This is a genomic window from uncultured Blautia sp. (assembly GCF_902497045.1).
Lineage (GTDB): Bacteria > Bacillota > Clostridia > Lachnospirales > Lachnospiraceae > Blautia_A.
This window is the reverse complement of the sequence record NZ_CABVDF010000130.1, coordinates 1-7,768: the sequence shown is the minus strand read 5'-3', so window position 1 is coordinate 7,768 and position 7,768 is coordinate 1. Positions and strand designations below refer to the sequence as shown.

The following is a 7,768-nucleotide window of genomic DNA, read 5'->3' as shown; positions in this document are numbered from 1 at the left end:
GATGGTGTAATGTGGCGTACGATCCTTGATATCCTTGAAAAAAAAGCCGCAGAAGGGGTGGATGTCAGACTGATTTATGATGGGTTTGGATGCCTTACGACGCTTCCTCATAAATATGATCAATTCCTGCAGGAAAAAGGAATCAAATGTAAGGTGTTTAATCCTTTCCGTCCGGTGCTGAACATTATTCAGAATAACCGTGACCATCGAAAAATCTGTGTGATTGACGGAAAAACTGGTTTTACAGGCGGAATCAATCTGGCAGATGAATATATTAATCAAAAAGAACGTTTTGGACATTGGAAAGACACAGCAGTTGTGCTGAGAGGAGAGGCAGTCTGGAATATGACTATTATGTTCCTTCATATGTGGCATGTGATAAACGGGATCAGGGAACCTATTGATTATGAACGCTATTTGCCTCATACGTATCATCCTGAGGAATTTTCGGGCAGTGGTTTTATACAGCCATTCAGTGATACACCTCTGGATGGAGAAGTGTTAGGGGAAAATATTTATCTGAATATTATTAATCGTGCAAAAAAATATGTATATATCTGCACACCGTATCTGATCATTGACAACGAGATGATGACAGCTCTCTGCCTTGCTGCAAAGGGAGGGGTGGACGTACGGATCATGACTCCCGGAGTTCCGGATAAAAAAATGGTATTTTTACTTACGCAGTCTTTTTATGAACAGCTGATAGAGGCAGGAGTGAAAATTTATGAATATCAGCCTGGATTTCTCCATGCAAAGTCTTTTGTCTGTGATGATGAGATTGCTGTAGTGGGTACCATAAATTTGGATTATCGAAGCCTGTATCTCCATTTTGAAGATGGTGTCTGGATTTACAAAAATAAGGTGATCCAGGATATTCTGGATGACTTTTTGGAAACGATGCGCTATTGTGAACCGATCAGTATTGATTTCTGTAAAAACAGGAATATTGTTATCCGGGGATTTCAGAGTGTATTAAGGGCTTTTGCCCCCTTGCTGTAAAACAGAAACTGTCATATTTTTATGTTTCTCCATTTAGAATAGAATAGAATATCCCTGTGGGAGGATGATCTATGAATCATAAATGGAGGAACTTTTTTTATGTGCTTCTTTTGCTGAGCACAGTTTTTTCACAGACAGTATCAGCATATGCAGAAGCAGCGGTGGAGCAGCCTGTTGTCAGTGCACCGGAATATGTATTGATGGAAGCGGAAACCGGAACAGTGATTGCTCAGAAAGAAAAAGATGTAAGAAGAAGCCCTGCCAGTGTAACTAAAATTATGACCCTTCTCCTTATTTTTGATCAGCTGGAAAACGGCAGTCTGAAAATGGAGGATAAAGTTATTACAAGCGCATATGCAAAATCCATGGGGGGATCTCAGGTTTTTCTGGAAGAGGGAGAAGAACAGACGGTAGAGACTATGATCAAATGTATTGTGATCGCTTCAGGAAATGACGCCAGTGTAGCCATGGCAGAGCATATTTCAGGAAATGAACAGGAATTTGTAAAAGAAATGAATAAGCGTGCGGCAGGGCTTGGAATGAATAATACTCATTTTGAAGACTGCTGCGGGCTTACGGATTCAGACGGTCATTATACGACTGCTTATGATATTGCTCTTATGAGCCGGGAACTGATCAACAGATATCCTCAGATACTGGATTATTCTTCGGTGTGGATGGATACTATTTTACATACGACCAGACAGGGCACAAAGGAATTCGGTCTGTCAAATACCAACCGGCTTCTGCGGACGTATAAAGGATGTGTAGGTCTAAAAACGGGAAGTACCAGCAAGGCAAAATTCTGTCTTTCGGCGGTGGCACAGAGAAATGACATTACTATGATCGCAGTGGTGATGGCGGCGCCGGATTCAAAATCCAGGATAAAGGACGCGTCTGTTCTTTTGGATCAGGGGTTTTCAAAATGCCGTCTGTATAAAGATGAAACACCTGTAAAACTCCCGGAGATTTCAGTAAAAAAAGGAAAAGAAAAAACAGTCTCACTTGTTTATGAAAAACAGTTTCGTTATCTCAGCACAGATGGTGCCGGGATAGAAAATATCCGGAAAACGCTAAAGATTCCAAAGGAGGTGGAGGCACCTGTAAAAAAAGGTCAGAAGGCCGGAGAAATAATCTACAGTCAGGATAAGAAAGAAATTGGGAGAGCATCTGTCATTTATGGAAAAAGTATTTCAAAAGCGGGTTATATGGACTGCCTGAAAAATGTGGCAGAGATTTTTTGTCTTTAGATTCCGCAAATCAGGAAACAGCTGTTTGAAAAGAGTACGATTTTTTTGACAAAAAGCCATGCTGAGGGGTATAATAAGCTTCAAATAAACAAATGTCAAAGTTTTGAGAGGAATGAAATAAATGAGAGAAATCAGAACGGAAGATGCAGTAGGTCATGTCCTCTGCCATGATATCACACAGATTATAAAGGATGAAAAAAAAGGTGTGCTTTTTAAAAAAGGCCATGTAGTAAAAGAAGAAGACATTCCTGCGCTTTTATCTGTAGGAAAGGAACACCTTTATGTATGGGAAAAACAGGAAGGAATCCTTCATGAAAATGAGGCGGCAGAGATTTTATATGATATCTGTGCCGGAGACCATATGTATGGAACAGAGGTTAAAGAGGGAAAAATCGAGCTGATCGCTGAATGTGACGGACTTTTAAAAATACGCAGAGAAGCTCTTATAGCAGTAAATGGCCTGGGAGAGATGATGATTGCCTCACGCCATGGGGATTTTCCGGTACACAAGGGAGATAAGATTGCCGGTACCAGGATCATTCCTCTGGTCATCGAAAAAGAAAAGATGGACAGAGCGGTTCAGACTGCAGGCGAGAACCCTCTGTTCGCTATTTTGCCATTTCAGAAAAAAAGAGTGGGTATTGTTACAACCGGAAGTGAAGTAAAAAAGGGACTGATCAAAGATACCTTTACTCCTGTTCTGAGAGATAAGCTTTCAGAATATCCCTGCGAGGTCATTGGTCAGTCTCTTCCAGGCGATGAAAGAGAACAGATCACAGCAGATATCCTGAAATTTATTGACGAAGGTGCGGATTTGGTGATCTGCAGCGGAGGAATGAGTGTAGATCCGGATGATCGTACGCCGGGTGCGATCAAGGATACAGGTGCGGATATTGTAACTTATGGAGCTCCTGTGCTTCCTGGAGCGATGCTGCTTCTGGCGTATATACAAAGAGGTGAAAGAAAAATTCCTGTGCTGGGACTTCCTGGCTGTGTTATGTATGCAAAAAGGACAGTGTTTGATCTGATCCTGCCAAGAATTATGGCGGATGATCCGGTAACCCGGGAAGAGATTGCTGCATATGGAGAAGGTGGTCTCTGCCTTGGCTGTGAGAGCTGTACCTTCCCTAATTGCGGATTTGGCAAATAAAACGCCAGAGGAGAAGTATGAAGACATTCAGAACAAAAACATATCAGATCAGGACGAAAAAGCTGAGGGGAGGTCAGTGTGTGCGTCTGGCCATACTGGCTGATCTTCATGGATTTGTGTATGGAAAAGAAAATCAGGAGCTTTTTCAGGCTATCGAATCGGCCGAAGCAGATGCGGTCCTTGTTGCAGGAGATATGGTGGTTAGTTCGGATCCTTCTACAGCAGCTGCAGTTGCCGGTTTTTTCTGTCGCCTTGCCAATAGCCTTCCGGTATTTTATGCTATGGGGAATCATGAAAATAAAATGCTTATAAATCCGGAGACCACAGAAAAATATATAAACTATGAACGGGTACTGACAAACGCCGGTGTCTGTTTCCTTCATAACGAATATGTTTTCATGAAGATTAAAGGGACAGAGTTTGCATTTTATGGACTGGAACTTCCTATGGAATATTACAGAAAGCCGGCATCTCCCTATCCGGATCAGGAAGTGCTGGAGAAACTGATCGGAAAGCCTTCCGAATATGGAGTGTCTGTATTGCTGGCTCATAACCCAAAATATGGAAATGCTTATTTTCAATGGGGTGCGGATCTTACTGTGTCAGGTCATTACCACGGCGGCGTTCTGAGACTCAGTGAGCATTATGGACTGGCATGCCCGCAGTATCTGTTTCTGCCGCCATATTGCTGCGGGGAGTTTCACAAAGAAAATAAGCATATGCTGGTCAGCGCAGGGCTTGGAGAACATACCGTTCCCCTTCGGATCCATAATCCGCGAGAATTGATCATCGCGGAGCTGATTCCCGAAGGAATAAACAGAAAAACAGGAGAATATACAGAAGATGGCGATATCTGTTAAAATCAACGTGTTTGAAGGACCGCTGGATCTTCTTCTGCATTTGATAGAGAAAAATAAGATCGATATCTATGATATTCCGATTGTAGAGATAACAGATCAGTATATGGAATATATACATGGAATGGAAACAGAAGATTTGGGGACGATGAGTGAATTTCTTGTAATGGCTGCCACGCTTCTGGATATTAAATGTAAAATGCTTCTTCCAAGGGAAGTAAACGAAGAAGGTCAGGAAGAGGATCCGAGAGAGGAGCTTGTACAGAAACTTCTGGAATACAAAATGTACAAGTTTATGTCCTATGAACTAAAGGATAAGCTGGATGGAGCGGCTGGTGTGTTTTATAAAAAAGCGACAATCCCCCAGGAAGTACTGAAATACCGGGAACCGGTAGATCCCCAGGAACTGCTTGCCTCTCTTACTTTGGAAAAGCTGAATCAGATTTATAAATCTATTCTGAAAAAACAGGAGGCGAAGATCGATCCGATCAGAAGCAAATTCGGAACGATTGAAAAGGAGGAAGTCAGTCTCTCAGATAAAATGCTGGAAATGAAAGAATACGCAGCCAGCCATCGCAGTTTCAGCTTTCGGAAATTGATGGAGGGACAGACGTCCCGTATTCAGATGATCGTGACATTTTTATCAATCCTTGAATTAATGAAGATGGGATATATCCATGCAGAACAGGAAACATTATTTGATGATATTCAGATTGAGGTCAGAGAAGACCCGGAAACGTGGAGGCATCTGACAGAATTTGCGGACGAATAATCGGAATAAGGAGAATTATGGGAATAAAAAGAACAGAAGCAGCAATTGAAGCTATTCTTTTTGCTATGGGAGATTCGGTGGAGCTTTCTCGAATTGCCGAGGCGGTAGGTCAGGACAAAGATACTACCAGAAAGCTGATCCATCATATGATGGAACGATACGAGGAGGAAGACAGAGGGATCCAGATTATTGAACTGGAACAATCTTATCAGATGTGCACAAAAAAAGAATTTTATGATAATCTGATTCAGATTGCCATGCATCCGCAGAAGCCGGCTCTTTCGGATGTTATGCTGGAAACCTTATCTATCATTGCTTATAAACAGCCGGTTACAAAAGCAGAGATAGAAAAGATACGAGGTGTAAAATGTGACCATGCGATCAATAAGCTTGTAGAATATGAACTTGTCAAAGAACTTGGGAGACTGGATGCACCGGGACGTCCCATTCTTTTTGGTACCACAGAAGAGTTTCTGCGCTCTTTCGGGGTGCAGGCAATAGATGAACTGCCGGTGATGGATCCGGTACAGATGGAAGATTTTAAGGCAGAAGCAGAAGAGGAAATCCAGCTCAGGCTGGACGTATAAGAAAGGAAAGACATTTATGCCAACTACATATACCCATGATTTGTTTGGAAAAATAGTATATAAACAGCTTCCGGAAGAGATTCGAAAAGTGATCCGAAAAAATGGAGATCTGTTTCGTATTGGACTTCATGGTCCAGATATTCTTTTTTATGATCTGACGAATCTTTCTGTCAGCAGTATTGGTGTGGAAATGCACAGTATACCGGCAGCCTCCTTTTTTCTGAGAGGAATGAGCATGGTGCGTGCCCGGGATGATGAAAGGCTTCTTGCGTATCTTCTGGGCTTTGGATGCCATTATCTCCTGGACAGTGTATGCCATCCTTATGTGGAAGATATGGCAAAAGCCAAGGTGATCACGCATACACTTCTTGAAAAAGAATTTGACAGGACCCTTATGCTGGAAACAAATAAAAATCCATATCATTTCTATCCTTCGGACTGCATTGTTCCTAAGGTTTCCTATGCAAGGGTGATTCGCAAAATGTTCCCAGGACTGGGAACAAGGGACATTCTTGTTTCTTTAAGAATGATGAAATTCCTTACAAATGCAATGGTGTATGATAATAGAGGGAAAAGGCGTTTTCTTGTTGCATTGGTTACCCGGATAGCCGGAAAAAGGAAATCCCGTTCTGCGCTGGAATTCTTTATGGAAAAAGATCCGGTGCCGGGATCAGAAAAACCTGTAAAAGAACTGCATCGGTATTTTGACCAGGCGGCAGAAGAGGCTCCGGCCTATATAGAGGAGCTATATAGTCTTTCAAAAGAAGAGCTTCCTCTTTCTAAACGCTGGAACCGCACTTATAACGGATGAAGCAATATGACAGACGGAAGGCAGAATAAAGCAGATTTGTATGCATAGAATTATCCTATAATCAAAAAAGAGGGGTATGGATATGAGACAAGCTGTTTTAAAGATTCTGCTGCCGTCTGTCATTTTTTTTCTGAGCATTTCAGGTATATGGGAAAATGTGCGGGCAGAGGTTTTTGCTGAAAAGAATACTGTGGAAAAGAAGAAGCTTGATATTCCTGCGTCAGAAGGAAACCCCGGAAGCCTTTATTCGATGTCGGCAGTGCTTATGGATGGGCTTTCCGGAAGAATTCTTTATGAAAAGGGTGGAGATACACCGAGGGCAAATGCCAGTACCACCAAGGTACTTACATGTATCCTTGCCCTTGAAAACGGGGCAGGAGATGATTATGTAATGGTTTCTTCTAAAGCGGCGGCACAGCCGGATGTACAGCTGGGGCTTGAGGAAGGAGAACAGTATTATCTGGAAGATCTTCTGTACTCGCTGATGCTGATGAGCCATAATGACACTGCCGTGGCAATTGCAGAGCATATTGGAGGGTCTGTTGAGGGATTTGCAGAAATGATGAATGAAAAGGCTGAGGAAATAGGGTGTACGGATAGTTATTTTATTACTCCTAATGGACTGGACGCAGAGGATGAAAATGGAAAACATCATACAACAGCACGTGATCTTGCTCTTATTATGAGATATGCCATAAACAATAAAACGTTCCTTAAAATTACCGAAACCAGAGAATATACATTTTCTGACTTAAATAAAACACGTTTTTTTTCCCTTCGCAACACAAATGCCCTTCTGGATATGACCGAAGGAGTTCTTTCGGGAAAAACCGGATTTACAGGAGATGCAGGATATTGTTATGTATGTGCGTGCAGACAGGAAGAAAAACTTCTGATCATTTCTCTTTTAGGCTGTGGATGGCCGAACAATAAGACATATAAGTGGAAAGATACAAAAAAACTCCTTGAGTACGGAAAAAATAATTTTTTTTATGAAGCACTTTGGAAAGTTCCGGGAAACTGCAGCGTAGAAGTAAAAAATGGCGTAGAAAGAAATATGACGATTGGCGATAAGGCGATTGTTCACGGAGTGGTTTCCATATCAGAAAAAGACAGACGAAAAAGAATCCTTCTGAAAAAAGGGGAAAGTCTCAGCTACAGCCTGGATCTGCAGGAAGAACTGCAGGCGCCTGTGAAAAAAGGGGAACAGATTGGTACCTATACGTGCAGTCTTGACGGCAGGCCAGTTGCCTCTTATCCTGTGACATCAGACAGAACGGTAAAGGAACTCTCTTTTTTCTGGTGTATGGATCAGGTTTTTCACGAATTTTTTCATTAA

8 protein-coding genes are annotated in these 7,768 nt (G+C 42.0%); all 8 read left to right on the top strand.

From position 1 onward, the window contains the following. Positions 1-1,002: cardiolipin synthase (gene cls / locus RDS42_RS09890; protein ID WP_308783516.1), on the top strand; the 1,002-nt coding region annotated here is incomplete at its 5' end. Positions 1,003-1,073: 71 nt separating this feature from the next. Beyond that, positions 1,074-2,252, top strand: a complete 1,179-nt coding sequence (locus tag RDS42_RS09885) for a D-alanyl-D-alanine carboxypeptidase family protein (RefSeq protein ID WP_308783515.1) — start codon at positions 1,074-1,076, stop codon at positions 2,250-2,252. A 121-nt stretch (positions 2,253-2,373) separates the two neighbouring features. Then, a complete protein-coding gene (locus RDS42_RS09880) occupies positions 2,374-3,402 on the top strand; it encodes a molybdopterin-binding protein (RefSeq protein ID WP_308783514.1) in 1,029 nt (342 codons plus the stop codon). Between the two features lie 17 nt (positions 3,403-3,419). Next, positions 3,420-4,262, top strand: a complete 843-nt coding sequence (locus RDS42_RS09875) for a metallophosphoesterase (protein ID WP_308783513.1) — start codon at positions 3,420-3,422, stop codon at positions 4,260-4,262. Beyond that, positions 4,246-5,031: a segregation/condensation protein A gene (locus tag RDS42_RS09870; RefSeq protein ID WP_308783512.1), complete on the top strand. Its 786-nt coding sequence runs from the start codon at positions 4,246-4,248 to the stop codon at positions 5,029-5,031. The genes RDS42_RS09875 and RDS42_RS09870 overlap by 17 nt, the downstream gene beginning before the upstream one ends. Positions 5,032-5,048: 17 nt before the next feature. Continuing rightward, positions 5,049-5,618 carry an SMC-Scp complex subunit ScpB gene (gene scpB, locus RDS42_RS09865; protein ID WP_308783511.1) on the top strand — a complete coding sequence of 190 codons (570 nt, stop codon included), beginning with the start codon at positions 5,049-5,051 and terminating at the stop codon, positions 5,616-5,618. Between the two features lie 16 nt (positions 5,619-5,634). After that, positions 5,635-6,429 carry a zinc dependent phospholipase C family protein gene (locus RDS42_RS09860; protein ID WP_308783510.1) on the top strand — a complete coding sequence of 265 codons (795 nt, stop codon included), beginning with the start codon at positions 5,635-5,637 and terminating at the stop codon, positions 6,427-6,429. Positions 6,430-6,511: 82 nt separating this feature from the next. Then, positions 6,512-7,768 carry a D-alanyl-D-alanine carboxypeptidase family protein gene (locus tag RDS42_RS09855; protein WP_308783509.1) on the top strand — a complete coding sequence of 419 codons (1,257 nt, stop codon included), beginning with the start codon at positions 6,512-6,514 and terminating at the stop codon, positions 7,766-7,768.